Below are 26725 nucleotides of genomic sequence, written 5' to 3'. Positions count from 1 at the left end.
ACAGGACGATGTGCCTGTCTGTTAATTTAAATTAACAGACAGGCACATCGTCCTGTTATTAGATTTGCTTATATAACTTGTTATCATAACTCGTTCATACCTGCATTAACTTGTTATATATTGCTATATCTGCGTTAGGCTTATTGCGATTGCAGATATCTGAAACTGGCTCCAGGAAGGGGTTTTAGGCTTTAGCATTCTTGTCATAATAGCTGTTCTTGCTAACCTGTTCATTGTGTTAATCGTGTTTACAATAACTAGTTAATTAAATCTAATTATATAACAATTTGCATCTTGTTAATTGTTATATAACAGTTTTCAAGTGATCGCTAACATAAGGTGTTCAATTTATTTTTAGAGCGTTTCTAACAAGTTAGTTAGTTAGAATGCGATCGCAAGAAGGCGAATGCTCCGCGCCATTGCTTTTTTAATGACAATCCGTTGCTTGAATTGGTTTGATTATTTTACCAAGTGCGTTTTCAACTACTTATAGTGTACAGCCATTAGGTTTTTTCAAAACTTTCCTCAACTAAAATCACAGGATGCTTGCATGACAAAGCTTTTGCGTTTTTATTCGCTCTCGATTACTTTTGAAAATATTACTTATGAGAATCGCATAAAAGACATTCTCATAAGTAATCCCATTAGTTTGGGCAGTTTTGACCACAGTCTTGACATGAGAAACATAGTTTCAGAGGCGATCGCTACCTCAATTTTCCATCTCAATGTCATGACTGCTCTCATCTTCTTGAAAGCCTTAAACCGAGTTTTACCTACAAGTATCTTTCGCGCTCTACACGCTCCTTAAGCTGCTTAAATCGCTAAATTAACCGCTCTGGGTTTATTTGTTTATTTGTCGGGTTTGGTAGTAGGTCAAAGCTTAGAGGGCGATTGAGCTTACGCTTTGTCTTCTATTCATCATTACTGCGATCACCTATGGTGGGCGCTTTGCGCCATCACACCAAGCTTGGACGCTCTGCACCATTGCCTATAGAATCTCGATATCTGTTAGATATTTTGAACTTGTTATAATTTGGAATTTAATAACAAGTTACAGATAAGAGTGAGCTATCAAATGAGATGGGTTTAATTAAGATTATGTCAAGCAAATGCAATAGTTTTTTATAATCTATTTTGTACATAATAACTTGTTAGATTTTCAGTAACTACTAACTTTTTTCTCACAGTTTGATTAACTGAAAATCATCATTTTTGAGTCAAAAAATTAGTTTTTTATGAATTCATTAAATAGAGTTTTGTAACGTTATTTGTAAACATTTTTCAGAGTATTCCTCTTTGTCCTTTAGTCACATCTTTTGTTACATTTTGGCTTCAATTAACTTGGATTTTATCTCATCTATTTAGCAGTTTAATTGCTTTAATAATTGCCAAGTTTCTGCAATATCATGTAATCGTTGCAGTCCGCGCCATAAATTACTCCAGGATCTCCATCTCCTTTTCGCCCTAAAAATCCCCCTAAACTGGCTATCCAACGTATACATTGCTCTAATGTTGGCACTTCATTTGGCGGCTGATTCGTTTTATGAACCATACAATATAAGCTTTGCCATTCATGTCTCTCTAGTATTCCTTCTACTGGCTGTTCTCCATGACAACGTGCTTCATAGGTTAACCATAATAACCGCCATGCCACAATCGCATACGTTGCTAAAGCCCTTTCAATCCGTTCTGCTTCTTCTAACTGTAATTTTTCAATCTGACAGCCGCTTTTTAAACAATAATGATAACGCTCAATTAACCAGCGATAGCTGTACCAATTCAAGCACTGAGAAGCTTGTTCAAAATCATTCACAACTAAAGTCGTTAGCAGTAACCAACAAATAGCTTTTTCACCTGGAGGGGGAGCAACGCGATTTTCTGAAGTCGGACAAAAACGAGTGACGATGCTCCACTCCCAGGCCAGGCGATCGCTGCTCAAATAATTTGCCCTTCAATCTTTTATCCGTCTGTATTCTACTTGATAAAGCAATTAATTCTAATTTCTCAATACTTAACAAGTTATTTTTATCTTAACAAGTTAATTTGTCTGTTTGATGCGATCGCTGACTATGTGCTTTAGATTAGCCATCTTTTTTAGCAATTTCTTGGCTCTACATTGTCTTTATTTTACGCTCTCCCAGCAAGTATTGTATTTTTTCTATGCTAACTGTTACAAAATACTTGAGATATTTACTAACTAGTTATTGTTTTATATAACTTGTTCAGTTATAGTATTAACAGGTTAGAAAAAGCGGGTTTTTACCCGCCTCAATAAAAAAGGATGTTCGTATGTTACCTCAAATCCACTCTCAATCCCAACTTCCAGCTAAATCAAGTAACTACTACGACGGTGAATTTGACGCTGCTATCGGTTTACCACCCAAAACTTATTGGGGTGACTACTGGCGCGGTTATTTAAACAAAACTCTCGAAACTGGTAACACTCCTTTCTAATTCATCAGGGGAGCTAAAATCTCCCCTTTCCATACTACACATTGAAATTTTGTCCCTCTCTCTTCAATCAGGATTTTTTCAAAGGATGTAGCACATGAATTCTTTTACTAAAACATTAATATTTCGTTCAGAATTAGATGCTCAGTTGGTTGCTCAACAAGTTTATAACTGTCATCTTGATAAAAATGCTTTACTGGTTCCTCTTCCAGAACAACGGGCGGTAGACTTAGCCATTAGTTTAGCTGGAGTCGATTTACCAATAGTTGAGGGCGCGAGTTGCTTACTTCCATTCCCAAAGCATGAGAGGGAATGCCAAGATGATGATGTACCCCAGATTTATGTAGCTTGTTTATCTGCATATAACAACGGGATGTTACATGGGTTATGGATTGACTGCACACAAGATGTAGACGCTATTCGAGAAGACATTGAATGGATGTTGTCTTGGTCGCCTTGCCGTGATGATGAACCCTGCGAAGAATGGGCAATACACGACTTTCAAAACTGGTGCGGCATTCATATTGATGAATACGAAGATATCACTAAGTTAGCTGAACTTGCTCAAATTTTGACAGAACACGGTGAAGCTTTCGCTGCTTATTATAACTACGATAGTACATCCGCTAGTGTAGAAGACTTTCACGAACGTTATTACGGTGAATATAAAAGTGAAGAGGATTTTGTTTATGAACAGCTTGAAGAACAAGGAGTGTTTACAAAATTAGAAGAAATGGGAATTCCTAGTTTCTACCTCAACCTAGAAGCAATTGCCCATGATTGGTTCATTGATTCTTACTATTCTGTACAAAAAAGTTATAACAAAGTTTATATATTCAGCCGCTTTTAATAAAAAAATGAAACCAGAGGGATAAATCCTCTGGTTTCAACATATTTTTAGTTTTTTTGAGGTTTTTGTTGTTGAGGTTTAGGACTGGGAAAAACTACTGTTTCCTTATTTAGTCTTAACAGGTAGCAGTAGCTTTTAGTATTAGGACAAGCGATCGCAGAAGGTACATTAATCCCCACTGCATAACCGATGCACAGAGTAGTAACAAAAGAACCCAGATAAATTAGCCAGCCTGACCAACCCGAACCAACCCAACGGGCAAAGTGAATCAGGTTTATTCTAAATTGCTGCGATCGCTGGCGGCGAAGTTCGGAGCGTTTTTGTTCAGCCTCAATCCATTGCTGTGATTCATTGAGTTTGTTTAAAGCTATTTGGGTGGCTCGAAGCCTAGCCTTTTCCTCAATAACTTTATGAACTTTAACCTCAATAGTATGCTTTTCTTCTGCTATTCGGATACTAACCCATTGTCCGATGTCGGTGGCAAGCTCATCAAAGGCTGCGGCTGCGGGAATATTGGGGAAGTTGGCTTTTTTCCCATAATTTTGTCTTTAAAAGCATTTCTTAGCTGCTGCCATTCATTTTGAAATTCAGGCGATCGCATTTCTTCTAGTAAGGATTGCAAATACAGTTTAGGTAGGCCAGCCATATCACCTTTAGCTTTTTGCTTGACCATTTCTCTAATTAACTCTCGTTCCTCCTGGCCTAATAAAGCTGTAGTTTCGCCTAACTGCTCCAAAAGTGTATCTGTATCTGCATCTAAATTAGATGGGGAAGCATTGGTATCAGTAGTTAATCCAAAATGTTGTGCTACTTCCTGAACAGATTTACCTTGATTTTTAATTAAATCACCAGCTTCAAGGAAGCGATCGCACTCTGCCGAAGAGTATTCATCTTTTTCCTCTAGACCACAGGCTTGTAATACTTGCATCGCTTCCATAAGAGTCAGCTTAAATCCTTTATTACGAGCTTTACCCAACAACTCGGTAATATCTAATGGTTTAGCCTTCCTTCTCTTCTTAGTTTCTGTAACATCATTTTCTGGGGTAGCAGAGGCTTGAGAATGCTGTTGTTTTACTAGTTCCACTGCTTGCTGAAAGTCAACTGCTGTAATCTCTTCATCGCTATATTCTTCCTGATCTGTAGATAGTTCACAAATTTCCAAAGCTGCTTTTACATCCTCTGGGGATAAAGAATACATATTTTGCAATGCTTCTTTTGTATATGGCATATTAACTCCATTAACTAAATAATCCTTCAAAAGTGCTGTCGTCTTCGTGATGTATTAAATCATCCAAAGGTTGAGAACCAGTGCTTATGACTTCTGTAGCAGTTGATGGTTGCAAGTTAATATCATTAAGCTTTGGTGGTTTAGTCACAGGTGGAAATGCTTTTGTAATGGCGGCTGGTTGTAATACAGCATCATCGTCTAGTTCCAAACCAAAGCTTTCAGCTAAATAGCTAATATGCAATTTCAAACGATAAATAGCATTCTTAGCACATTGTCTTAACTCCTCATCAGAGTAACCTGCCTCTTTCATTGCAAATGGTAGCCAATAAGCATTTAGGGCAGAAAATAACTTGTCACGCTCGGTAAAAAGTGGGTCTTTCGCTTTAAGGAAATTGACCAGGGCAGTATTCAAGTCTTGAGATTCCAAAGCAATACGGAATCGATATTCTATTTGTTTAGCCATTGGCAGTACCTACTTGCACTTTAGTCTTCAAAGTGCTGCCGCACAGGTAGAAAAATAAACCATAAACATCAGTTAGTCGGTATTGTAATGACTTGGCCGCAACTTGGGAAAAATTATCGGTAATTTGTGACTCCAAATGATCGCACCAATTAACTTTTGTTGTAGAAAATAGGTTGTTCAATTGAGAACGAAAATAATGAGCCGTACCACCACCCATAATTACCTCGTCAACATCACGAGGTACTTGCAACTTCAACCAATTGGATAACATCATCCAATACTCTTTCCTGCCATTAGTGATTGCATTTTTAATTGTGGTTATTTCATGCTCTTTGTAAGCTGCATCTACCATTGCCAATTCTTCTAAGGCTTTAGTATTAATGTTCCGTCCCGCTTTACAAATTGCTGCCGTTAGTTGATGAGGATTTAAACCAGATGTTTGGGACATCACAGACTCAATCATTTTGGAAAATCCCAACGGCTCTGTTTTACCTTTGCTCATTTCTCCACGTTCAATCACTAGGATAGAAGTGTCTCTGTACCCTAACATAATCACAGCAATTGTCTGATCTCTGATGCTAGAGCCTGGAGCGCGGCCTCTTGTGAGAATACCTCCCCCTTCTGGAAGACAGACAAAAGCATCCAATTTAAAAGATTTAGCTTGTCCCTTGAACTTATAGTCAGCTAATGCTTGAGTGATTAACTGTTGAAATAAAGCTCTATCTTGGTACTCTCCCCACGGCAGCAGTATACCTAATTGGATAGCTGAGTTATTGGGTAAATCGTGTTTCGTAGCGATCGCGCCAACCATAGCCAGAACTTTGGGCAAAGCTAATTCAAATTTGCGGCGTTGCAGTTGTAAATCTGCATTGAATCGCTTTCGAGCCAAAAACCCTACAGCTTGAAAGCTGTTCTGATATTCAATCCAAGCACTATTCTCAGGTGAAGAATGACCGATTTTACTCTGTTCATAAGCTTGTAAGCTTTCTAAAGGAACTGTTGCAACTTCCGGCTCCATCAAAAGCAATTCCGGTTTAAAGCTCTCCAAAGTATAGAAACATTTGAGAAATGAACCACCCGGATCTACTGCAAGTTTTAGTGGACTCATAAAATTTAATGACTTACTTGAAGACTCAGTACACCAAAAATTAGTAGCAAAACGTATCAGTATATAAGGGAAGTTTTATGGTAAAACTATGGTATTTGCATGGCAATATCATGGCACTTTTATGTTAAAACCATGTCAGTTTTATGGTAACTCTAATTTTATAAAAATTAAGCTATGGAAAACTTATGGTAAACCTCTGGTATTTTTATGGCTTTTTTCTGGCATTTTTATGGTAGATTTATGACACTTTTAAAAACCCCTTTTTCGCACATTATGCCTAAAAAATTTGGCAAGAAATACGGGTTAGTTTTAGAATTAAAATAAGCAAAAAAATTTTTATTGGTATTTGTATTATCAAATACTACAAAAGTAACATTTAGCTGAATGCTAACGGGCAAGAATACTAAACCACAGCAAGCAGTAAACTACTTCATGGAAGAATATAGCCATGAAGTCAAAAACTCTCGCTGGTTTGGCAAAGGTGCTGAAAAGCTTGGACTGTCAGGAGCCATTAACGATAAAGAAATTTTTACCAATATCGTGAATGGGCGATCGCCAGATGGCAGCCAAACCCTCTACGCTAAAAAGACAAGCTCCGAAAGATTAGCAGCTACTGATTTCACCTTCTCTGCACCAAAGAGTGTAAGCCTACAAGCGTTAGTAGGTGGAGATGAAAGGCTAATTAAAGCTCACTCTTTGGCAGTGCAGAAAACATTGGAGTTGATTGAATCTCGCTATAGCTTTACCAGAATTACAACAGATACAGGACGAGAACCTACCAGAACAGGGAATTTAGTAATCGCTGAATTTGACCACATTGAAAGCAGAGAGCTAGATCCCCATTTACATACTCATACGCTGATCATGAATATGACTCAGCTTGATGATGGTAAATGGCAAAGCCTCTCAAACAGAGAAATTTTTAAAAACAAGAAATTCCTCGGTATGGTCTATCAGCATCACTTAGCATCTGAAGTTCAGAGACTAGGTTATAAAGTAGAACCAAGGAAACACGGACAGTTTGAGATTAAAGGTTTCCGCGAAGAAGACTTAGAGGAATTTTCTAAACGCAGACAGCAGATATTAAAGGTAGTAGGAAAAAATTCAACCTGGGCAGAGCGAGAGGGAGCTTGGTCTATTACTCGTGCAGCCAAGCAGAAGATTGCCCCAGATGAACTAAAAGCCAAGTGGCAAGAAGAAGCACTTTTCTTTGGCATTCAATTTGTAAACTGGGAAGCTCCACAGCCTGATTTCCAGCCGAGGTCTATCACTCAAGAGCATTTAGAAGCCGCGATCGCTCACTGCTCAGAACGAAATGTCTCCTTTACCCAGGAGGATTTAGAGAAATTCATCCTTGAGCAAGGGCTGGCTACAGACATAACTCAGATTGAACCACTAATTCAGGCTAATACTGAATTACTCAGCTTGTCCGAACAAAGACGCGATTTTACTACATTGTCGGCAGTCAACAGAGAAATAGCAACTATTAAGTTGATGCAATCTGGGCAAGGAAAAGTTAACCCACTGGTACACCCAGAAATAGCCGAAAGTTATTTAGAAAAAACTGCTCTAAACCGGGATCAGCGTCGCGCCGTCTTAGACGCAGCAACTACAACTGACCAATTTACAGCATGGCAGGGAGTCGCCGGGGCTGGTAAGACTTTCGCACTCAAGGAACTGAAAGCGATCGCTGCCATCAGTGGCTACACTATTAAAAGTTTTGCTCCCAGTTCAATGACGGCTAAGGTTTTAGGACAGGAATTAGATATTCAAGCTGAAACTGTTGCCAGATTGCTAGTCTCTGAACCACCAGAGGAAATTGAACCTAATCAAATTTGGGTGGTGGATGAGGCAGGTTTGCTCAGTGCCAAAGATGCCCTCGCTCTTTTAGAACGGGCAGAAAAAGAGCAAGCCAGGGTTTTGTTAGTAGGCGATACAAAGCAATTGTCAGCTGTAGAAGCTGGCAATCCCTTCAAATCGCTGCAACAGGCGGGGATTAAGACCAGTTACTTAAACGAATCTAATAGGCAACGTGCGCCAAAACTGAAACTGGCTGTAGATTTGATTGCCTCTGGCTCTATTGAGGAAGGTTTTAAACGTCTGGATGAGAACGGCTGCATTGAGACTGTAACACCAGAATCAAAAATTGCAGCGATCGCAAATGAATATATAACAGCCACACCTGAACAACGGGCGAAAACTCTAGTATTAGCCGGTACAAATAAAGAGCGATTGGCTATCACCCAAGCCATTCGAGAACATCTCAAGGCTGAGGGCAGTTTGGGAACAAATGCTATCATCACCCAACTGCAAGCCAAAGATTTAACTCTTGTACAAAAGCGTTATACCCACAACTTTGACAAAGGTGATATGGTCATGCCCACCCGCAATTACAAACGCCGGGGGCTAGAGAAAGGCAAGCTCTATAAGGTTGTGGGCAAAGACAATGACAGCCTCACTGTCAGAGATAGTGATGGTAAGCATTTTCAAGTAGATACAGGATTTGATAAAGCAGTTTACCAATCTCAAGAGATTGAAATCGCTGTGGGCGATCGCCTACGCTGGACAAAAAACGACCGTCAATTAGGACGGCGCAACGGTCAGGAGTTTGTCGTTAAAGCAATTGCTGGTTCTAACGCTCAAATCGAGTATTTAGATAGTGGTCAAATTGAATTTATTGATTTAAAACAAGCACAACATTTAGATTATGCCCTCGTCAGTACAACCTATAGTAGTCAAGGGAAAACGGCTGATAGAGTTCTCATCGCAGCAGATCACACTATTGGACAAGAAAGCTTTTATGTTGCTGTTAGCCGTGCTAGGTATTCCTTGAAGCTCTACACCGAAGATAAACAAGATTTACTCTCCTTAGCACAATCGAGCAAAGCCAAAGAAAACGCACTGTCTTTACTACGCCAGAAACAATTAGAGAAGCAGCAAGCATCACAGCAGACAGCAGCCACTTCATCACCAGTCACAATATTGCTAAATCAGCCAGCTAAAACTGAATCTAAACCTAATTTCATTCCACCAGTTCCTAAGCAATCACCGCTTAAAACACTACAACAGATAGCATTTTGGACTCCCAGCAGTCCTAGTGAACCGCCAGAAACACTTGACTTTCAACATTGGCAAGAGCTTGTAGAAGGTAGTGCTATTCATCCGGCGATCGCCGCTTTAAATTTCAAGTCTCTGCATCAGGGTTTTGAATGGGAACATGAAGCATGGGAACATTTAATGTACAGTCAGCAGCTACCACGCACCAATACAGGTAGGCTTTCTACAGGTATGATTAGCAAATACTCTCATATCGAGGACGGTGGTTGGTGGTGCGATGCTGGCGTTAATCCCAAATCTTTCGCTAATTTGCAACCAGGGGATCAACCCGATAGAACATTGTGGGGATGCTACAAGCCGAATAATCCCAGGGAGAAACCTGATAAACCCGGCAAATTCATTAAATATGAGCATCCACCTAAAACTGATTTAAGTATCTTCCTGTTAGATGTGCCTGATGATTTAGCAGACCGCATCTATAAAAAATATGGAGTCGAGCCAACCCAAGCAGATCGCACTAGTGGCTTTTGGTATTGTGTCTGGAAACATAACCTCCCAACCACAATTACTGAAGGGGCTAAGAAAGCTGCCAGCTTATTAAGTCAAGGTCATCCGGCTATCGGTTTGCCTGGGATTTATGCTGGTTATCGTAGTAAAGACGAGTTCGGGGAAAAGGTGAAAGCTAAACTCATGGATGAGTTAGCTGTTTTCGCCACTCCAGAACGCGAAATCACTTTCTGCTTTGATTATGAAACTCGACCAGAAACTAAACAAAATATAGAGATTGCCATCTCTCGCACTGGGCGACTGTTGGAGAAACAAGGAGCCTTTGTCAGTGTGGTAACTCTGCCAGGGCCAGATAAAGGTGTTGATGATTTGATAGTAGCCCAAGGGCCACTGGCTTATGAAAAGGTCAACCATGAGGCCATAAGTTTAAGAGATTGGCAGCAGCGCAATCAACAGCAACGAAAACCACCTTATCAATCACCTCGTAAACTCACACTGCAAGAACGTCAGCAAAGGTTAGCTACATCACAAAACCATATCAAGGAGCAAAATCATGACCTCAACCATCAGCAATCCCAGCACTCAGCCACCATCCGAGATCGCATTACTAATTCAAAAAATGGATCAACTGTTGATCAACCAAGCGCAGATGAATGCCAAAATCGAACAGTTAGAGTCTCAGAACCACGAATTGAGACAGGAAATCCACAACGTAGAACAAGCACAAGCCCAAAATTTGAGCGCGTTCTTGGAGCAATTAGCCGACACCTTGAACTCGAAGAAGTCGAGCAACTTGAAGGACACCTTAGAGAACTTAACAGAAGCCTTGCATCAGATGAGTTTCGAGGTCAAAGAACAGCGCAGCACCCAGATGACACTCAACAACTCAATACAGCAAGTCTTAACAACCCAAAAACTGATGTCAGCTTTAAATCAAGTGGATACGCTATAAATGCTATCTCTGAATTTTTAGACAACGCCGCTATTGAATCAGCTATCGATATTGAACGGTTACAATCTCTCATTCGTGATTTGCACCCCTCAAAGCCAGCACACATCGACCAAGCAACTCAACACAGGGCGATCACGGCGATCGCGCAACACATTGACTTGGCAGTAGTTGAATCACCTGCTCTAGTTCAAAAACTTGAGGAAGTTATTGAGCAATTGAAACAGTTGCCTCCGCCAATGCCTCTCAAACAAACAGTGATCGCTCCACCATCAACAAGGAAGGTTTTAAATGCGATCGCAGATTTTGTGGAGGAACAAACATTATCATCAGCCCTAGTTGAAACTTTACCGCCTGTCATCGAGGCAGTTAAAAATAAAAAAAGGCAAATCCAAACAATCAAGGCTATTCCTGAAAATTCTCAATTGCCAGAATTTGAAGCATTTCAAAAATCTATCGATTCACTCACTAATCAAGAGCTACTGTATTTAGAGCAAGCTGTTAAAGAATATTTCTCACAACCAGTGGCTCAAAAGCCTCTGCCAATCGACAGGCAAGCCATTGAGAATCAAATTAACCAGTTACAGCAACAAATTAATAGTTTGTGGGAAGAACACGCTCAACAAGAAAAAATTATTAAATCTCTGGAGCGTTTACCATTCCACCAATTAAGCAATAAATATAATTTAGTGGTTAACCAACAATTGCAAACTATTAACACTATCAAAGAGTTATTTACTCAAAAACAACAATTAGAAGCCTCTATAAAAGACTGGGAAATCCAGACTCAAAACTATCAATTTTGGGATAGAAAACAAGAAACAATTGATATGAAAGTTCTTACTCTTGTTTTACAATCAGCACCATTGCAAGAGCAATTATCTACTATTAAAAATGAATTATTGCGACAAAAACAGCAGCAACAATCTCAATCAACAATTAGATATCAAAACAGCCAAAACACAAATCAATTTAGGGGCTTAAGGCGATAAAATGCTTTTTCACTTCCCTAGAAAAAGAGTATTACTAGTAGGATTCAATCTCAATAATATATTATCATAATATTCTGTTACCATAAATACAATAAAGCTCGTTACTCCAATTCCAATTGTTCTTGTCCAGCCAATATTATTAGGCAATATAAATAATTGTATTAGCCCCATAATAAAGACTAGCATCAAAAAAAACCCGATTAGTTTTCCAATTCGGATAAAAATAGGACGTATCCAAAGCATTAAGTAAAAAATTAAGTAGATAAAAACTCTTTTGATTGTCAAGCGTTTTATCATAACAAACATCTTTGTATATATATGAATTTAGAAGCCAGGAGTCAGAAGCGATACCCTGAGCTTATCAAAGGTTCAGAATTTAGAAGTAAGTAGGTGGACACGAAAATTTATAACTACGTCATTGCAAACAAAAAAAAGTGGAGTCAAGCAATCGTAAGGGTTTTGAAAAATTTATATTCTGTTACATAGTTGGGTTTATTCGTACCTGCCTGCTTATTTAGTAGATTAGTAAATTGATTCATCAAATATTTCTTCTAATTCTTTAACCCTTCTGAATCCTGAATTCTTAAAAAACGTTATCTTCTAGGTTTGATTGATTGTGATTGTGATTGAGTGTGATTACTTTTTAGATAATCAGAAACTACCTGTCCTACTTCCTCCAAAGATTCAACATCTTTCTCTGTAGCTTGAGTAGTCAAACTATTATCTACCATGACTGCCCGACCATCTTTAGCGGTAACAGTAATGCTATCTCCTTTTTGGTAAAAATTGTAATTTTTACTTTCATAACTTCGGGAACCATCAGAGTTTTGATTTCCAAACAGACGCAGCATAGAATCTATACTTTTAGAAAAAGCTTTACCTTTAATTTCCATCACACTGTTAGTTACTTTTTCTACGTTCTCTTTGACAGTATGATTGACTCTTGAGTGTATATCACCAACTGCTTTAGTTACTTGCTTATGAACTGTATTTACTTCCTCAGAAATTTTACTTTGAATAGCACTTGTAGCAGCTTGATGACGTTCTATGCCATACTGAACTTCATTACTGGCTAATTGCTTAACTTCAGCAATCCCATCTTTTACTACACCTACTTGTGATTCAAACTCACTTTTAATAGCAGCTATTTGTGATTTCATCTCTGCCTTAACAGATTCCATTTGTTGATTAATCTGCTCTTTTAAAGCAGTGATTTGAGTCTCTAATTGAGCTTTGACTTTATCAACTTTTGGTGTCAGCGCAGTTTTTACTTGTTCATAAAGATTTTTAGCAGTATTCTTAGCCTTACTCTCAATTGAGTTAAGCCACTTACTTAGACTTTCATTTTTAACGACAGGAAGATTCTGTTTATTTATTGCCTCCAATCCTTTTTGTAATTGCTCAATGGTTTTTTGCTGTGTATCAAATGCTTGCTTAAGATTAGCTAAATCTGTTGATAGCTTTTGAGTAGATTCAACACTTGAGTTCTCTTGCTGAACAAACCTATCAATCACAGCCTGCTGGTCTTGAACTTTTTGTTGTAAAGCTTCTACTTGTTTTTTTAAATCCTCAATAGACAAAGATTTTTGTACTGGCTCGGCTACTTGAGTTAGATTTTGCTTAATTTCATTAGCTAAACCCAACTTATCACTTAGAATTTCTCCATTTTTGGCATGAAAGGCTATATTTTTGCCAATCATGATTCTAACTGAGCCTTTCAAATTTTTAACATCATTGATAGCTGTATTTAATTTTTCTACTATCTCAGCAGACATTAAGTTAACAGCAACTTCTCCATTAGGATTACCTTTATATTTAAGTTCTTTTCCAACTAAAATTGATATATCTTTTTGAGAATCTAAGCCTTGGAATTGGCCTTTTTCTAAAATTTTTTGCAATATATCATCTAGTATCTGTAAATAGTCTTGTTGTACTTGTTTTCCTTCAGACTTAATTTCATCCATGAAAATTTACTCCTAAAGCTGAATTAGTCAAAGCAATTGGGTCAATAATTACTTCAGGTAGAACAACCCCACCAAGCCTATTAAGAATTTCTTGTCCTTCAATCTGGATATAAGCCCATTGGTGATCAATTTGTACTGCTATTGATTTAGCGTTAGCGTCTGAATCTATTAGACTATAATCTTCTAATTTCCCTTTTCTTATAAAAACATGAGGACTATCAGCATCTCCATAATAAATTTCCACAAGCTCTGGTACATAATTTTCAGGAAATGGTGGTTCATCCCAAAATTCAGCTGCATTCAGAATGTCAGCACGATAATTGTTGGCTAATAATGCAATATCAAGCGGCAATTTGCTCAGTAATTGCAATTCATAATCAGAAAAGTTACCCATAAATTTTCCTCTTAAATATTCTTCATTCTGTCATTAGCTGCCACATAATTATCAACTATTGGTAGTAATCTTTCTGCTTCTAAACGCCGTTTTTCTAACTCTTCTCCAGATGGTTCGCGTAAAGTAGAACGTAAAATAATTTTTTGCTGCACTTCGTACCATTTCTTAATACTTTTAGCTACGCAGTTAACTGGTAAAATATTTTCAGGAATTTGCTCTAATAAAGGCAACCCTACATCTTTACCAGAGCGAAAACCAGGACTGATAATTACTGCTCTACCAGGAGGTAAAGAATTAAATTGACTAATTTCAAATAGTTTTCGGGTAGTATTTTGCTCAGAAATTGAAGTGCTTGCACCACCTTTCCCGCCAAAGGTACGAGAGCGTTCTTTATGTCTAATTTGCTCGTCACCTAAAAAGTTACTAAATCGTTCTGCTGCCACATCATCTTGTGGATTAAAGATTATTTTTGTAGCACAACCACCAAATATTGCATTAGTAGTTTCTTTAGAATAAGCTTTCTCAAGTTGCGATAAATTTTGCAATCCTAATATAGAAATTAAGCCATCCTCACGGTTTTGATTGAGCCAATCTACTAAAGCAGGAAGATACAATGTTGGTAATTCATCCAATGCTAAAACTAAAGGATCTGTCCGTTTACCAGCTAAATTACGGATACATAGAAGGTGCAGAATAGACACTAATAAAGGAGCAATTACATCTCTTTTCTCCTTATCCATACCAAACACCACCATTTTTCGCCCTTTTAAATCCAAGGGTATGTTTGTTTGGCCACAAAATGCAGAAAGCGTTGATGGAGTCATGAAGCGAGTAAAAAGACCACTTGCTGTACCCACAATACTCGCTGCTGTTTCTGGGCTACCTGCTACAGATAAGAATTGCTCAAAAGCCACTCTGACCCAAGGGTTTAAATCAGCTTGTTGAATGCGTTCAATCAACTTAGGTAAACTCAGAATCGCATGGCACATCATAATATCTGGGAAGTTTGTACCCTTTGCCAGCATGAAGATTGCTTGTGCTAACTGATCCCCTGCATTCACAAAAAATCCACTTTCGGAAGAGTCACCACCTGATGAGAGTTTAAAGTTTTTATTCAGGACGATCGCCAATTGCCGGGCCATCTCTGCATCAGTTTCGCTCCGCAGAAAATCTAGTGGATTAGCTACACATGACTCTTGAAATCCAGGGGCAAGAATCGACACCTCATATCCACGCATCGCAGCGTAACCTGCTATTTGAGGGGCTTGTCCTTTGGCCTCTTCTGTTGCTGATTTTTGTCGATCAAACTTAAAATCATAAAGAATGATTGGTATTCCTTGATCAATCGCAGACCAAAGCAAAGGATTAATCATTGATTTCGTCTTCCCCCCACCAGGGCCGCCACAAACAAAGATGCCTCGTTGGGCTTCCGGCAGATACAAAATTGAGCTATCTTCTGGAAGATTAATAATGCGTTTGTTACCTACTTCCTCAAAAGTAGCTCCTTTTGGAGTACCAACATAAAGAGCTACTCGGTTATGTTTGCGTTTTTGAATTAACTTCATGGCTAACTTCCGGGCTGCTGTTCTTTCTCTAGCTCCTGCCCACCTTGCCCTTGCTAGTTTGCTTGATCTACCCCTGCCGTCTAAAGATTTAGCTACTACTAATGCAACTATAGATATCAGCAATGCTAAACCCATTGGCGAATAGAAAGTAGAGACAAAGTTGCTCGGAAGAATCTGGTTACTAATATCCTGTTGGGTCTGGGTTGTTGCACTCATTACCTTGTCCCCACAACCACTAACTCATTTTCTCTTACAGGTATCCAAGGTACTGGCCCAATAAAGTATGGGGTACAGGTCTTGCCTACAAACGAAATATTGGCGCAAATCCTGAAAAACAAGCCAAAGTCTGCTGTTCCTTGTGATTCATTCACTCCTGTCAGTACAACCTTAAAGGCAGATCCGTAAACAAGTCTACCTGTAGGTTCTTTGCTACCATTCACCCGACCCAGTAGCCCAAATCCACCCTTAACCATTTGAGAACCAAAGGCCCAACGTTTCCCGTAAAGTTCCCCTTGTTGCCCAGCTAAATCGCCTAACTCCATATACGCACATTCTTGACGACTTTCGCAAGCGACAGGAATGGTTACACTACTACGGTTAACACTGCCAGATATAAAGTAGTCTGAGCCGACTTTTGTATCTCCTTGTTCCGCTTTTCCCAAAACTAACGATGCAATACCAACTACATTAAACTCTGCATCAATCGGTTGAGGCATTTTATCAAATGGAATTTTGTTTAATCCTGGTACTTGATTAATAAAACTCTGTTGCCAACCTGGAAATTTAGCTAATTGAGTTTTACTTAGCCCTGGTACTGAATTAATTGGGTAACGGCTCAAATCCAGCTTACTTAATGGTGTATTGGCTGCTTGAGGGTTAGACTGTAAGACTCGTAATAAATTACCACTTACAGCAATTTTTAAAGGCTTTTTGTTTTTGATTTTTGACTTTGTATTATCTGCAACTGTTAAATTAATAATTCTTTTTTGAGCAGCAACTTGATTAAATAAATCATAAATCGGTGCTACTTGGCTGATATCAAGGTTTCCTAGTCCTGGAATTGCTTTAACTAAAGTGTTCGGGGTTTGCCATTGTAGCAATCCTAAGTCTTTCAGCGTCAATTGAGAAAAATCAATTGGTGCTATTGCTGATATACTTTCTAAACTGAAAGCACTCATCTTGAAAGCATCTTCTACATCTCCTAACATGACTATCGAATCTATTTTTTGTCCCGCCGACCAAGAACGCGAAGGATTATAACCGATTTTACTCACTAACTCTGGTGCAATATTTAGATATCCAGGCTGCCCAACTGGTGCTAAATTATCCCAGGTTATCTTTGACCAATCAGGTATTTTTGCTTCATATTGATGTAACGTGCGAGTTTCAATTGGTATTTGGGCTTGGGTTTGTATTGGCGTATTAGCCATTAATATTGTTGAAATTCCTAATAATATTTTTGGAAAATTCAGCATTTATCTTCCTCTATTTATTAAGCTTTCAAATAATTTGGCTGGGACACCAGATAAAGAAATCGCTTCTTGTTGACTCTTGCCTCTACGTAATAATCGAATAGCATCTTGCAGTTTTCGCCAAGTCCTTGAATAAGGCTTAATTTCTTTATTAGTGACAGCTTGTGTTAGTCCATAAGCTAAAGCATTAGCATCATTTCTAGGAATTGAATTTCTCTCAGTTACTAACTTAGGTAAGGCTGGGTTAGTCGTTGAATTATTTGCAATATTTGTAGAACTAGGAGGCAAGCTGTTACTTCTCGTTTCTGTTCTTTGATGGGTAACTGGCTTGGCTATTATTACAGGTTTTTTGACGGTTACAGGTTTTTTTGGCTGTTGAACAGGTGGATTTGTTGTTACTAACTGAGGTGTTTTTCTACTTGTATTTAATATTGGTTGTCGCCTAAGTGGTGACGGTTTTTCAGATTCAGGGTGAATGATTAGACTTGTATAAGATGGTTTACCACTAGCTGGAGTTAGCTGAAATTGATAATGTTTATCTCCTTCTGCACTGGCCGTAATAATTGTAATTATTGTACTCCCATCTAGAGAGGTTGTTAATGAAGGAAAATTAATTGGCTTTATTTGTCTTATAAATAAGACTGTAGCTACTCCTGTTCCGCAGCTTTCATCATTATTTGATGTACTGCGTTGACATAAATTCCCATTGGAAGTTAACGCAAATCTTGATGGATCTCCTAGCCAGACTTGCTTGATTTTTTCTCCTGTAGGTATGAAGTTAATCGTTAGTCCGTATCCTTTCCAAACTTTTAAATCAATTCCTCTACTACTGCTTGCTTGAGCATCTTGTGAATAGACGTTTCTCGCTGCTGGTAATGCTACAGATATACCAGCATTACAAACTAAAGTAGTCGCCAGTAGCACAGCTAAAGTTTTCATATTGAAATAGATTTATTAACAAAAATTTGTACTTGCTTACCAGCTTCAATTACAAAAACTTGTTGTTGCTGTTCTAGCCCTCGTAATTGCTGCTCGTTGGCAGTTTTCATTCTCTCTAAAACTTCATTAATACTCCCTTGAGCAAAGCCAGCCACTAAGTCTTTATCTGGGTTATCAATTGTCGTTGTTGTACCTAATGAGCTAATTGTTGTTTGTGTATTAGCTCGATTTTGTATCTCTGCTGCTTTCGATAATCCAGATAATAAGGATGCCATCAGTGACGCACCTAAATTATTTCCACCTTTACGAGATTTGGCTTTTAATAAATTGCCATCTTTACCTAATATCAAAATAGAATTTGTCGGCAATTGTTTTTCTAGGGTTCCTCCATTACTATTTATTAGTGCCGATGTCGCTTTCATTTGTACAACTTCCGAATTAGTCGTGCTGATAGTCGCTACAACATAACTACCCTTGGGTAAAACTTCAGAACCATCAAATCCTTTTAATGGTTGAGTTAATCGAATCAAGCTATTTTGTTGTTCCTGATTACTATTACTACTTACCCATGCGATCGGCGTTTCCATCACTCCGGTGGCACGAGTCCCTACTAATACTTGCTTGCCTCCATGATTAGCTGGTATTGAAAAAGACACATTTTGATTCTGATTTGGGTAAGAGCCATTGACTGGTTTTACTCCTATACCTCCTTCTACCTGAAGATTCTTTAAATCTGGTTGATCATAGTTGCTTTCATCATTATTAGAAGAATAAATCCCCACATTTGAAGCTGCTATCCATTCCTGCATCGGGTCTTTCGCAGTAGGAGTAGACTTTACTGGTAATGGTCGAGAATTGTTCACTGCCGCTTGAGGTTGGGGAGTAGAAGGGGCAGGAGAAAATACCCTTCTAGGTGACACATTATCCGCAGTCTGATAACTTTTACTAGGTGCTTGGTAAACTTGGGGCTGTCTTGGGGTTACTGGCTGCGCTCTTACTGTTACAGCTGCCGTAGTTGTTGGCTTTGCTATTGGTAATGGGGTTGCTGGTACCGCATTATCTTTTTTCACGATCGCCTGCAATTCGCTTTTCTGGGATGTAATTGCGATCGCTGTTTTTAACTCTCCTTTTTCGTCTTCCTCACTGCTTGCTTTAGTAGGTTGGGTTTTTGCAATCCCACTAGCAGGTTGATTACTAGGGGAATTGAGAGCATCTGTCAGTGAGCTAATCATTGCCCCAAAAACAATGACTATTAGTAACACTCCTCCAGATATGGTTAATCCTTTTAAAATTGGATGTGACGCTACAGGACGAGTAGTGACAATTTCTTCTAGCTCATTTGGTGGTACATTATTCGTTGACTCGGCTGATGTTAAATCAGTTGTTGTAGCTTCTTTAATTTCTACCCCATTCATCCGTGCAAATTCTTCGCTACGATTGCCATTGCTGTTAGTAGCTGTCATTGCTGGGTTAGATTGCTCTTGCTCTACAATTTGGTTTGGCATAAAGCTACCTTCCTAAATCTAAGTCTTGAATTCGGTAAATCTCCATCCCTGCTTTTCGTGCGTTATAAGCTGCTAACATCTGGGCTGAAGGATTATTTGGTAATGGTAGAGTATCAATAGCTCTCACAAACACAGTTTTATTAAATGAAATTGCCTTGCCTGCTTGGTCTTTACCTTTGAAAATTACTAAATTAGCTACCATATCTGTTCGCCATTGACCTTCTGATATTTTTTCTGGTGGAGATATATAACGAACTAACAAAGCCGATTGTGTTTCTCCAGTAAATACATCAGATGGTGTTAGTCCTGCTATTTCTCGTAAAAAACTAGCGCGAAAATCTTCTGATAATGCGAATCCTGCACCCCATGTATTTGTAGTTAGTTTTTTATCTCCTATTTGCACTCCAGAGTCTAGTTTTAAATTTCTTGGGTCTAAGTTTTCATCTGATTTTGGTACAGCATTCCAACTCATCAAATTCATCATAGTGCGACCAACAAAATTCATAATTGCTTGGTTGGTACGCTCTTTTGCTCCAATTGGAATAGCTCTAATCGGTGTTCCATCTTGTAGTTCTACTAAAGTTGGTTTATTATTAGCAATTTGCCCTAGCCTATTTGAAATAGTTAGGCAGATAAAAAACACAAATATTAAAATTACTGTTTGCCCTAGAGATAGTAAAGGCGTAAAGTTTATTTCTTTTTTATCAAGTAATCTCATCTGAATACTCTCCCTGAGATTAACCTGCCACTGCTAGAAAAACCGGAAAAGGTCGCCATACCTGCTCCCGCACCCATCGCTACAGCCAAAATTGGCGAGAGAATTGCTTGTACTAACTGCAAAAATAGAGGATTACTATTACTAGCATTGACAATGGAACTAGCAGCAATTCCACAAACTATAGAGTACGATATCAATACTAAAGTTAATGCCAACCATCCTGACATCCACGCATAAATAGGTTTAGCTCCCAAAGGTAAAAGTGAAAGCACCAGAAATATAGGCGCTATGTAGGCATTCATCAAAAATGATACTTGCACAACATATTGAAACCCTGCTTGCAAACCACTAAATATTATCCATACCAAAGTTTGAACGGCTGAGTTAACAAACTGTCCGGCAATGTCTTTTGGATTCCAACTATTTGAATATGATGATAAGCCATATTTTTCTTTATACTTTTGAGCATTTTCTTTAGCTTGATTGATCTTTTCTTCTTTACATATCTCTCTAGGGTTAATTGCTTCCCCTTGGTCATTTACTCCAGTCTCCGGTCGTTTTTCACATTCTTGCAATTGCGCTTGAACTGAAAGTGCAAATGCCTGATCCATATTTGTTGTACGGATAGCATCTCTTAAAGTTACTCCATTTCTGGTTATACTTAATACCCTATCATTTAAGCTAACTGCTATATTGCGAAACATTAAAGATGTATTAGCTAATAATTGCCCATTATTAAGTGTCAACATTAAACAAACTATTAATGGGTAAATCATCTCAGTAATAATTTCATTATTTAATCCTTCCTGAGTTAACCGAAAATACCAACTAACAGACCAGAAAGAAACCAAAATTACACCAAATAAAGCAGAAACTTTTACCACTGCTTCATAAACTGCACTTTGGCCATTAGCTAAATCTAACCAGTCTTGGTTAAAGGCAGAGACAACAATACGAGAGCCATTAATAGCTCCATCTACAATATCTTCTGCATTCGTATCTCCAGTTACTTGCAGCCAGTACAAAGTTAATTTAGTGATTAGCATTGTTCAATTCCCAAAAAGCATCAGCAAATGCGGCTGTATTTAAGATTTGTTTGGCACTGGAATTAGCTTCAGTTTGTTCTTTTCTAGAATTCTCGTCTAGCCTACTGGAGATATCACTCAAATTAATATTTGCTGCTGATAAAGCTCTCGTCTGTTTTTGTTCTTCACTATGAATTGATTTCGTCATAATGGCTGTTTGTAAATTTTGCATAGCCATTTTTTTCAAAATATCTTGAGTAATCACATCATTTTGTGATTCATCTGATAATGCCGATGAAGTTTCTACAGCGTAATTACTCATTTCAGCTTCTTGTGCTTGAGTTAGTTGTCCATCTTTACCTAAAACAGATCCAGATAGCCCATAAGTATAGGCTTGATGCCATCTTCTCTGAGCATTTTCACCTTCGCTCTGAGAATCAGTTTGAACTAAATCAGTATCTTTTTTTTGAATTACAGCCTTAATGTTTTTACCTGCTGCTAATGGATCTGGTATGCCTATTACTCCATTCGTAGAAGTGATAGCTATATCTAAATCTTCATCTTCATTACCTTCTTTATCTTTATCATTAGAGTCTTCTGGTTTATTAGCAAATTCTTGTTTATATAAATCAATGTACGATTGCAAACTTATCATTACTTGCTGTAATTGTTGCAAGAATGAAGATTTCGCTGCAACTGGTAAAATCGAAGCAACAATGAATACAACCACAAAACTACTAAAAAATACTGAACGGCGGCAGATATGGATTAATATCGATTGGTTGAGCAATTTCATATAAATTCTCCAAAGAAACAGTAAAAGGTTGGGGAGAGCAAGTAGATATGACTTCTACTTTATTTCCTAAAACTTTGTTGCCAGTTACCATTAATGGTTCTGGCGGATATTTTTCAGGTTGCTTTGATAATCTTTCAAAAAGCTTGCCTTCATATCTTGGATTATTAGGTATTAAAGCTACTGCCTTATCATGTATTAATACATATTCTTTATCAGGCTTAAACTCAGTAGTTATTCCAGGTTGATTTAATTTAATTCTTAATTTCTCTTGGGTTGTACTTGCATAATAGGCTGCTCTCAGAAATTGATTATTCTGTACATATTTCTCAGCTATTTTCAAACTTTGCTGACAAGCTTGCTCCTTTCTGAAAATATATTTTTGATGTTGTTCTTTATTCCATTTCCAAGCTGTAAAAGATAAACCTGATGCTACAACTCCTAAAATAGCTAACAAGACTTTATAGTTAGCAAATCCAGTTACTATTTCTATTTTTTTCATAATGGTTTACCTTGCTTAATACATTCCACATAGTAATTAGCAAACTCGGCTACCCATTTAAATTTATCCGGGTACATTGCTTTAAATTTGTCACGGGCTGCTTGTTCTTCTCGACTATTGGCTACTAATGCCAACATTGGATAAGAAGGATAGTAACGACAGCGCACATATTTTTCTTTATAATCCAATAACCACAACGTATATAGTTGTTTGAAGTTGGAAGAAAAACTTTCATTTTTACTAATAATCTCTTTTGGTATTCCTAAATATTCTGTGAAACTTCTAGCCGCCCCTGGAACTATACGTCCAATTAAACGGCAAGGCATATTCTGTAATATTTGCTCTCCTGCTTCTGAATTAGCAATCGACAGAATATCTTGAGCTGCTAACATGACACGACAGCCTCCTTTACGAGCAGTAGCGCACTTACGCCCTACTAGCCGTGATAATGCCGAAAAGCGTAGTAGTACGCTGGCTTCATCCATAAAGAAAACGCTATTGGGTGCTGATAGAGATTGGCGAGAAGCAGCGATATACGCGCTCATCCCTAAAACTTCCGCATCTTTGCTTAACTGCAAGTTAGTCAATGCAAAGGTAATCAGCTTGGCCTCTGTATCAAATGTAGAGGGGCGACAGATTGCTTTCCCAATACTGCTATTTTTCCAATATTGGAACCGTAAACGGATGTAATTCAATGCTCGGTCAACATTTTCATCTTCATAGCCCAATTTAATATGCTCTTTCGTAAAAAAGTATTCCATGTCTGCAAGTGTTGGGGTGTTATCCCAGGCCGCAGAACCCAATCCTGCTTTCTTTGCTTCAGCAAAGCGTCTTTGAATATCGAGATCATCGTAAAAGGCTTTTGTTCCCAATGGGATAAGTGACTCGATTGTCTGTGATAAAAATCCATCAAAATCTTGAGTTCCCAGAACTAATTGAAGCACAATTAAGTTCACATCATTTCTGTGAGCTTGAAGTCTATCTTTCCATTCTTTAACCGGGACTTTTGATAAGTCCAATGGTTGCACTAGATTATTAGATTCTTTGGAGATATCAAAATAAAAGCCATTGTGATACGGTGTATAGTCCCCAAATGTCCCTGTTCCGTCATCGTTCGGCAGATCAATCATTAGCACACTCATATCTTGAGCTTGACATTCGGCAATGATTGACGATACTAAAACTGACTTGCCTGAACCTGTTGTACCTAGTATTAATATATTTTTGGTTGTTGATAGGTCAATTTTGACTGGCGAATCACTTTCATCAGCAATTAACTCAAATCCTTTCTCATCTGCTGCGCTATTTTGAACTATATTAGTTAGTCCTAAAATTTCACTGGCGAAAAAAGCTAATCTTCTATTATATGGTCGCAACAATATCGGCTCTAATCTCACTAATAAGGTTTGCAACCATATTAGCCAAGCATATTCAACTTCACGGGTTAGCTCTGTCGGTTGTGTGACATACCCTGAAATCAATCGGCAAGCATCATCAATTTCTTCTGGTGTATCTCGATAAACCAGAACTATTAAGCTTAAATTTAATGGTACATCTCCCGTATATAACTGTCTTTGGGCTTCTACCGAGCGTTCCACATTTATTTGAGCAGAAACATCAATTGATTTTCTCTGCTGTACATTTATATCCAACGCTCTAGAGCGTTTTGTTATCATCTGCTGAGTAGCGCGTGTTATGCCTTTATCAGCCGGAGAAAATTCCGTGATTACTTCCACATCAAAAATATTGTTCCGCGAGAATATATCCCACAAAAAACGAATTTGATGTCTCGTAGAAGCAAAAATTTCCGGTTTTCGAGTCAGTACCATTACGCCTACATACTTATTACTTTCTCCTTTTGGTAAACATACCCATCGTTTATCAGCAAACGGTACACCTTTATTTAAAACTGTTGAGGTTAAGTGCGGCTGATTGATAATTTCAATGGGCTTGTCAAATCCAGCATTTTCATCAATTTCTTCTCTTAACCCTTGCTCATCAAATACCAATGTATGCGGGATAATTACCTCTTTAGCTCCGATATTCTGGCATAGTTCTTTCCATAAATCTTTGTCTGTTTTAGGCTGTGGTTTCAAGCCCATTTGAATTAAAATCTGCTGATATCTTAGTGAAGCTTCTAAGCCCTTAGTTAAAATTTGGGTTAGCCGTTTTTTCGTTAATTGATTTACTCCTGAATCTGTAAATCTTCTTTGTAAAAAATTTGCAAGTTTGACTAAAAATTTATCTACTGGGTCGGCGGTTTCTAATGCTTCTGAAGTTACAGTAAACGACCAATAAACATTTAATTTAATATTCTTTCTAGCTTTAGACTTTGTAAGCTGTTGAGTTCTTGCCAATCTTCCCCAATCTAAAAATTCGCACTCTAGAGAAGATGGATTCTCAATTCGCTGCATTAAATACTGTTCAGCATCGCTATCATCACAAAAAGAACTCCACCTAAAAGTAAGTTTTTCGCCTTGAGGAATTTCTTTACAACTACTTTCAAAAGCTTTGGCTAATGCTTCTATTTCTTGTTCTGAGTTGAATATGGGATGAATCCCAGTGCATGAAAAACCAAATATTAACTGTAAAGTATTGCTACTTTCAGCCAGATTTTTTTTACTTAATAAATAAGCCCCAATCAGATACGAATCTTTTTTTAGTCTGACTATTGTTGTTAAATCTAGCCAATCTTCAAAAGGATTGAGAACTTTTGGTTTAGATGAACGTGTTAGTTTTACTCTTTTCGTGCCTACTTTCTTTTTTAACTGCGGCGATGTATAGGTTGCATATCCTCTTGTCCATCTTGGGACAACTGGATACATCTTTGACCAGTAAATGTGTGGTCTATCACCTGATAGTAATGCAACTGATAAGCTCACCCATATAGAGCAGCCAAGTCCCCAAAAAATATTTATCCCAATAATTAAATATAGTAGTCCGAAGACCACACAGAATGTACCAGCAAAAATTACAAACTGTCGGCCCGTAAATGGGCCAAACTTTGGGCTTTCGCCTAAGCTCTGATTGACTGTCCTAATTTCTTCTCTCATAGAGCTTTCAGCAGTTATTCAAAATGCACATATATCCATATCCCCTGATCAATCAGGGAATTATGCAAAACTTATCTCAGGCTTAACTATTTCCAATTAGTTACAAATGCCGTTACCAAACAATAAAGATTGGAATAATACGATGAGTACCACAGCTATGAAAGTAAATATCGGCTGCTGTATGACATTGCTTACTTCTTCTCCTCGTCCATAAGCTGCTACTCCTTGGAAAACCGAGAAGCAGAAGTAACCAAACAAAACTATTGTTAGTGCTGTAAATAAAATCATTGGCAAGTTATTCAGCACTACGCTATTAATTCCACCACCAACTGAAGCACCACGAATCATACACTCCATCGCTGTTCGGGCATTAGTAAACAATTGGGCTTTTGCGGGTTTTGATTCCAATGCTATTAGAATTGTTGTTGCAACTGATACTAATTGCCAACGTACTTTAAACAACCACTGAAATCTACTTTTTGAAGCTCTGTTTTTATTCAGCATAGATTCTCCAACCAGAGTGGTATTTACTGGAAAGTGCTTTCTTTGCTAAGTGAAAATTTTGACAGGCTTTTGCACTATTAGCTAATGTGCAAGCAACAAAACAACTTTAATATGAATATTATAAATTGAAGTATACAGCAGAAACATTGCAAATTGCTATTTATTAAATTATCAGGTCTTATTCGGATATCTAACTTTTGATAGTTGAGAGTTAAATATTAATTATGAATTTGTTAGCTAATAAAATAATTGCATAGATAGAAATCAATAGTTGTTATTTATAAAGTTTAAAAACTTGTTCCTACTGCATATATATTGATTGTTAGATAATTCCTTTCTCTCAAAATGTCTTTTTTATTACTCCATTTTTTTAAAAAATACTGAAAACAACATCAAATTTTTCGCTTTTTTACCTTAGTATACGGTTGTTATCGATAGTCTACCACAGTATACGGTGGACTTAATGATTTTTACACTTACTCAGTGTTTATTCGTAAATTATTGAAAGATTAGACTTGTTAGCTGTGATTTTTACTGTCATACTTTTGCGTATTACTTAGTATTTCTTTGACATTCTTTGAGATTATGCGAGGCGAGGACGGAAGATTTATACCCCAACCCGACAGTTTACATCCTAAACCTGCTTGCATAAAGCTCCCAAAACCAATTCGTGATTGGATTAAAGG

Annotated in this window: 19 protein-coding genes and 1 pseudogene; 4 read left to right on the top strand and 16 right to left on the bottom strand. The window is 37.9% G+C overall.

The window, feature by feature from the left end:
- The first annotated feature begins 550 nt into the window (after nucleotides 1-550).
- Nucleotides 551-808, top strand: a complete 258-nt coding sequence (locus tag H6G28_RS33910) for a hypothetical protein (RefSeq protein WP_190677490.1) — start codon at nucleotides 551-553, stop codon at nucleotides 806-808.
- 553 nt (nucleotides 809-1361) lie between these two features.
- On the opposite strand, the pseudogene H6G28_RS33905 reads toward H6G28_RS33910, so the two are convergent.
- A pseudogene (locus H6G28_RS33905) lies at nucleotides 1362-1864 on the bottom strand (IS4 family transposase); the annotation flags it as partial.
- Nucleotides 1865-2289: 425 nt separating this feature from the next.
- Here H6G28_RS33905 and H6G28_RS33900 point away from each other — a divergent pair.
- Together H6G28_RS33900 and H6G28_RS33895 are read left to right on the top strand one after the other, a co-directional pair.
- Nucleotides 2290-2454 (top strand): hypothetical protein, encoded by a 165-nt coding sequence (locus tag H6G28_RS33900; protein ID WP_190677487.1) that lies wholly within the window; start codon nucleotides 2290-2292, stop codon nucleotides 2452-2454.
- Nucleotides 2455-2548: 94 nt separating this feature from the next.
- Nucleotides 2549-3301, top strand: a complete 753-nt coding sequence (locus H6G28_RS33895) for an antirestriction protein ArdA (protein WP_190677485.1) — start codon at nucleotides 2549-2551, stop codon at nucleotides 3299-3301.
- 445 nt (nucleotides 3302-3746) lie between these two features.
- On the opposite strand, the gene H6G28_RS33890 is transcribed toward H6G28_RS33895, so the two are convergent.
- From H6G28_RS33890 to H6G28_RS33880, 3 genes are read right to left on the bottom strand one after another with little or no spacing between them, the layout of a single operon-like run.
- Nucleotides 3747-4529 carry a hypothetical protein gene (locus tag H6G28_RS33890; protein ID WP_190677483.1) on the bottom strand — a complete coding sequence of 261 codons (783 nt, stop codon included), beginning with the start codon at nucleotides 4527-4529 and terminating at the stop codon, nucleotides 3747-3749.
- A gap of 10 nt (nucleotides 4530-4539) precedes the next feature.
- Nucleotides 4540-4992, bottom strand: a complete 453-nt coding sequence (locus H6G28_RS33885) for a hypothetical protein (protein ID WP_242054733.1) — start codon at nucleotides 4990-4992, stop codon at nucleotides 4540-4542.
- Nucleotides 4985-6100: a ParM/StbA family protein gene (locus H6G28_RS33880; RefSeq protein WP_190677481.1), complete on the bottom strand. Its 1116-nt coding sequence runs from the start codon at nucleotides 6098-6100 to the stop codon at nucleotides 4985-4987. The genes H6G28_RS33885 and H6G28_RS33880 overlap by 8 nt, the downstream gene beginning before the upstream one ends.
- A 384-nt stretch (nucleotides 6101-6484) precedes the next feature.
- Between H6G28_RS33880 and mobF the strand changes: the two genes are divergently transcribed.
- On the top strand, nucleotides 6485-11605 hold the full coding sequence (mobF, locus tag H6G28_RS33875; protein ID WP_190677479.1) for a MobF family relaxase: 5121 nt from the start codon (nucleotides 6485-6487) through the stop codon (nucleotides 11603-11605).
- Nucleotides 11606-12198: 593 nt separating this feature from the next.
- On the opposite strand, the gene H6G28_RS33870 is transcribed toward mobF, so the two are convergent.
- The 12 genes from H6G28_RS33870 to H6G28_RS33815 all read right to left on the bottom strand — a co-directional run bounded on the left by H6G28_RS33870 (nucleotide 12199) and on the right by H6G28_RS33815 (nucleotide 26039).
- Nucleotides 12199-13569, bottom strand: a complete 1371-nt coding sequence (locus tag H6G28_RS33870; RefSeq protein WP_190677477.1) for a GumC domain-containing protein — start codon at nucleotides 13567-13569, stop codon at nucleotides 12199-12201.
- Complete coding sequence (locus H6G28_RS33865; protein ID WP_190677475.1) at nucleotides 13562-13963, bottom strand: hypothetical protein; 402 nt, start codon at nucleotides 13961-13963, stop codon at nucleotides 13562-13564. Before H6G28_RS33865 ends, H6G28_RS33870 begins: the two co-directional genes overlap by 8 nt.
- 11 nt (nucleotides 13964-13974) lie before the next feature.
- On the bottom strand, nucleotides 13975-15744 hold the full coding sequence (locus H6G28_RS33860; RefSeq protein ID WP_190677473.1) for a type IV secretory system conjugative DNA transfer family protein: 1770 nt from the start codon (nucleotides 15742-15744) through the stop codon (nucleotides 13975-13977).
- On the bottom strand, nucleotides 15744-17003 hold the full coding sequence (locus H6G28_RS33855; RefSeq protein WP_242054732.1) for a hypothetical protein: 1260 nt from the start codon (nucleotides 17001-17003) through the stop codon (nucleotides 15744-15746). Before H6G28_RS33855 ends, H6G28_RS33860 begins: the two co-directional genes overlap by 1 nt.
- On the bottom strand, nucleotides 17004-17939 hold the full coding sequence (locus H6G28_RS33850) for a hypothetical protein (protein WP_190677472.1): 936 nt from the start codon (nucleotides 17937-17939) through the stop codon (nucleotides 17004-17006).
- Nucleotides 17936-19444, bottom strand: a complete 1509-nt coding sequence (locus H6G28_RS33845) for a TrbI/VirB10 family protein (RefSeq protein WP_242054731.1) — start codon at nucleotides 19442-19444, stop codon at nucleotides 17936-17938. The genes H6G28_RS33850 and H6G28_RS33845 overlap by 4 nt, the downstream gene beginning before the upstream one ends.
- A 4-nt stretch (nucleotides 19445-19448) precedes the next feature.
- A complete protein-coding gene (locus H6G28_RS33840; RefSeq protein ID WP_242054730.1) occupies nucleotides 19449-20162 on the bottom strand; it encodes a hypothetical protein in 714 nt (237 codons plus the stop codon).
- Nucleotides 20159-21208 carry a hypothetical protein gene (locus H6G28_RS33835; RefSeq protein WP_190677470.1) on the bottom strand — a complete coding sequence of 350 codons (1050 nt, stop codon included), beginning with the start codon at nucleotides 21206-21208 and terminating at the stop codon, nucleotides 20159-20161. The genes H6G28_RS33840 and H6G28_RS33835 overlap by 4 nt, the downstream gene beginning before the upstream one ends.
- Nucleotides 21195-21983: a hypothetical protein gene (locus H6G28_RS37190; protein ID WP_242054729.1), complete on the bottom strand. Its 789-nt coding sequence runs from the start codon at nucleotides 21981-21983 to the stop codon at nucleotides 21195-21197. The genes H6G28_RS33835 and H6G28_RS37190 overlap by 14 nt, the downstream gene beginning before the upstream one ends.
- Nucleotides 21925-22482: a hypothetical protein gene (locus tag H6G28_RS33825; protein WP_190677468.1), complete on the bottom strand. Its 558-nt coding sequence runs from the start codon at nucleotides 22480-22482 to the stop codon at nucleotides 21925-21927. The genes H6G28_RS37190 and H6G28_RS33825 overlap by 59 nt, the downstream gene beginning before the upstream one ends.
- Nucleotides 22479-25307 carry a helicase HerA domain-containing protein gene (locus tag H6G28_RS33820; RefSeq protein ID WP_242054728.1) on the bottom strand — a complete coding sequence of 943 codons (2829 nt, stop codon included), beginning with the start codon at nucleotides 25305-25307 and terminating at the stop codon, nucleotides 22479-22481. Before H6G28_RS33820 ends, H6G28_RS33825 begins: the two co-directional genes overlap by 4 nt.
- A 324-nt stretch (nucleotides 25308-25631) precedes the next feature.
- A complete protein-coding gene (locus tag H6G28_RS33815) occupies nucleotides 25632-26039 on the bottom strand; it encodes a hypothetical protein (RefSeq protein ID WP_190677464.1) in 408 nt (135 codons plus the stop codon).
- Nucleotides 26040-26725 lie beyond the last annotated feature (686 nt).

This window comes from Nostoc sp. FACHB-190, assembly GCF_014696905.1.
Lineage (GTDB): Bacteria > Cyanobacteriota > Cyanobacteriia > Cyanobacteriales > Nostocaceae > Nostoc_B.
Note: the sequence above shows the minus strand (reverse complement) of the source record. Positions and strands in the feature narration are given on the sequence as shown.

Excerpts from the sequence above, each read along its gene's own strand:
- H6G28_RS33910 (WP_190677490.1), top strand. The coding sequence starts at position 551 with ATGACAAAGCTTTTGCGTTTTTATTCGCTCTCGATTACTTTTGAAAAT.
- H6G28_RS33900 (WP_190677487.1), top strand. The coding sequence starts at position 2,290 with ATGTTACCTCAAATCCACTCTCAATCCCAACTTCCAGCTAAATCAAGT.
- H6G28_RS33895 (WP_190677485.1), top strand. The coding sequence starts at position 2,549 with ATGAATTCTTTTACTAAAACATTAATATTTCGTTCAGAATTAGATGCT.
- H6G28_RS33890 (WP_190677483.1), bottom strand. The coding sequence starts at position 4,529 with ATGCCATATACAAAAGAAGCATTGCAAAATATGTATTCTTTATCCCCA.
- H6G28_RS33885 (WP_242054733.1), bottom strand. The coding sequence starts at position 4,992 with ATGGCTAAACAAATAGAATATCGATTCCGTATTGCTTTGGAATCTCAA.
- H6G28_RS33880 (WP_190677481.1), bottom strand. The coding sequence starts at position 6,100 with ATGAGTCCACTAAAACTTGCAGTAGATCCGGGTGGTTCATTTCTCAAA.
- mobF (WP_190677479.1), top strand. The coding sequence starts at position 6,485 with ATGCTAACGGGCAAGAATACTAAACCACAGCAAGCAGTAAACTACTTC.
- H6G28_RS33870 (WP_190677477.1), bottom strand. The coding sequence starts at position 13,569 with ATGGATGAAATTAAGTCTGAAGGAAAACAAGTACAACAAGACTATTTA.
- H6G28_RS33865 (WP_190677475.1), bottom strand. The coding sequence starts at position 13,963 with ATGGGTAACTTTTCTGATTATGAATTGCAATTACTGAGCAAATTGCCG.
- H6G28_RS33860 (WP_190677473.1), bottom strand. The coding sequence starts at position 15,744 with ATGAGTGCAACAACCCAGACCCAACAGGATATTAGTAACCAGATTCTT.
- H6G28_RS33855 (WP_242054732.1), bottom strand. The coding sequence starts at position 17,003 with ATGCTGAATTTTCCAAAAATATTATTAGGAATTTCAACAATATTAATG.
- H6G28_RS33850 (WP_190677472.1), bottom strand. The coding sequence starts at position 17,939 with ATGAAAACTTTAGCTGTGCTACTGGCGACTACTTTAGTTTGTAATGCT.
- H6G28_RS33845 (WP_242054731.1), bottom strand. The coding sequence starts at position 19,444 with ATGCCAAACCAAATTGTAGAGCAAGAGCAATCTAACCCAGCAATGACA.
- H6G28_RS33840 (WP_242054730.1), bottom strand. The coding sequence starts at position 20,162 with ATGAGATTACTTGATAAAAAAGAAATAAACTTTACGCCTTTACTATCT.
- H6G28_RS33835 (WP_190677470.1), bottom strand. The coding sequence starts at position 21,208 with ATGCTAATCACTAAATTAACTTTGTACTGGCTGCAAGTAACTGGAGAT.
- H6G28_RS37190 (WP_242054729.1), bottom strand. The coding sequence starts at position 21,983 with ATGAAATTGCTCAACCAATCGATATTAATCCATATCTGCCGCCGTTCA.
- H6G28_RS33825 (WP_190677468.1), bottom strand. The coding sequence starts at position 22,482 with ATGAAAAAAATAGAAATAGTAACTGGATTTGCTAACTATAAAGTCTTG.
- H6G28_RS33820 (WP_242054728.1), bottom strand. The coding sequence starts at position 25,307 with ATGTATCCAGTTGTCCCAAGATGGACAAGAGGATATGCAACCTATACA.
- H6G28_RS33815 (WP_190677464.1), bottom strand. The coding sequence starts at position 26,039 with ATGCTGAATAAAAACAGAGCTTCAAAAAGTAGATTTCAGTGGTTGTTT.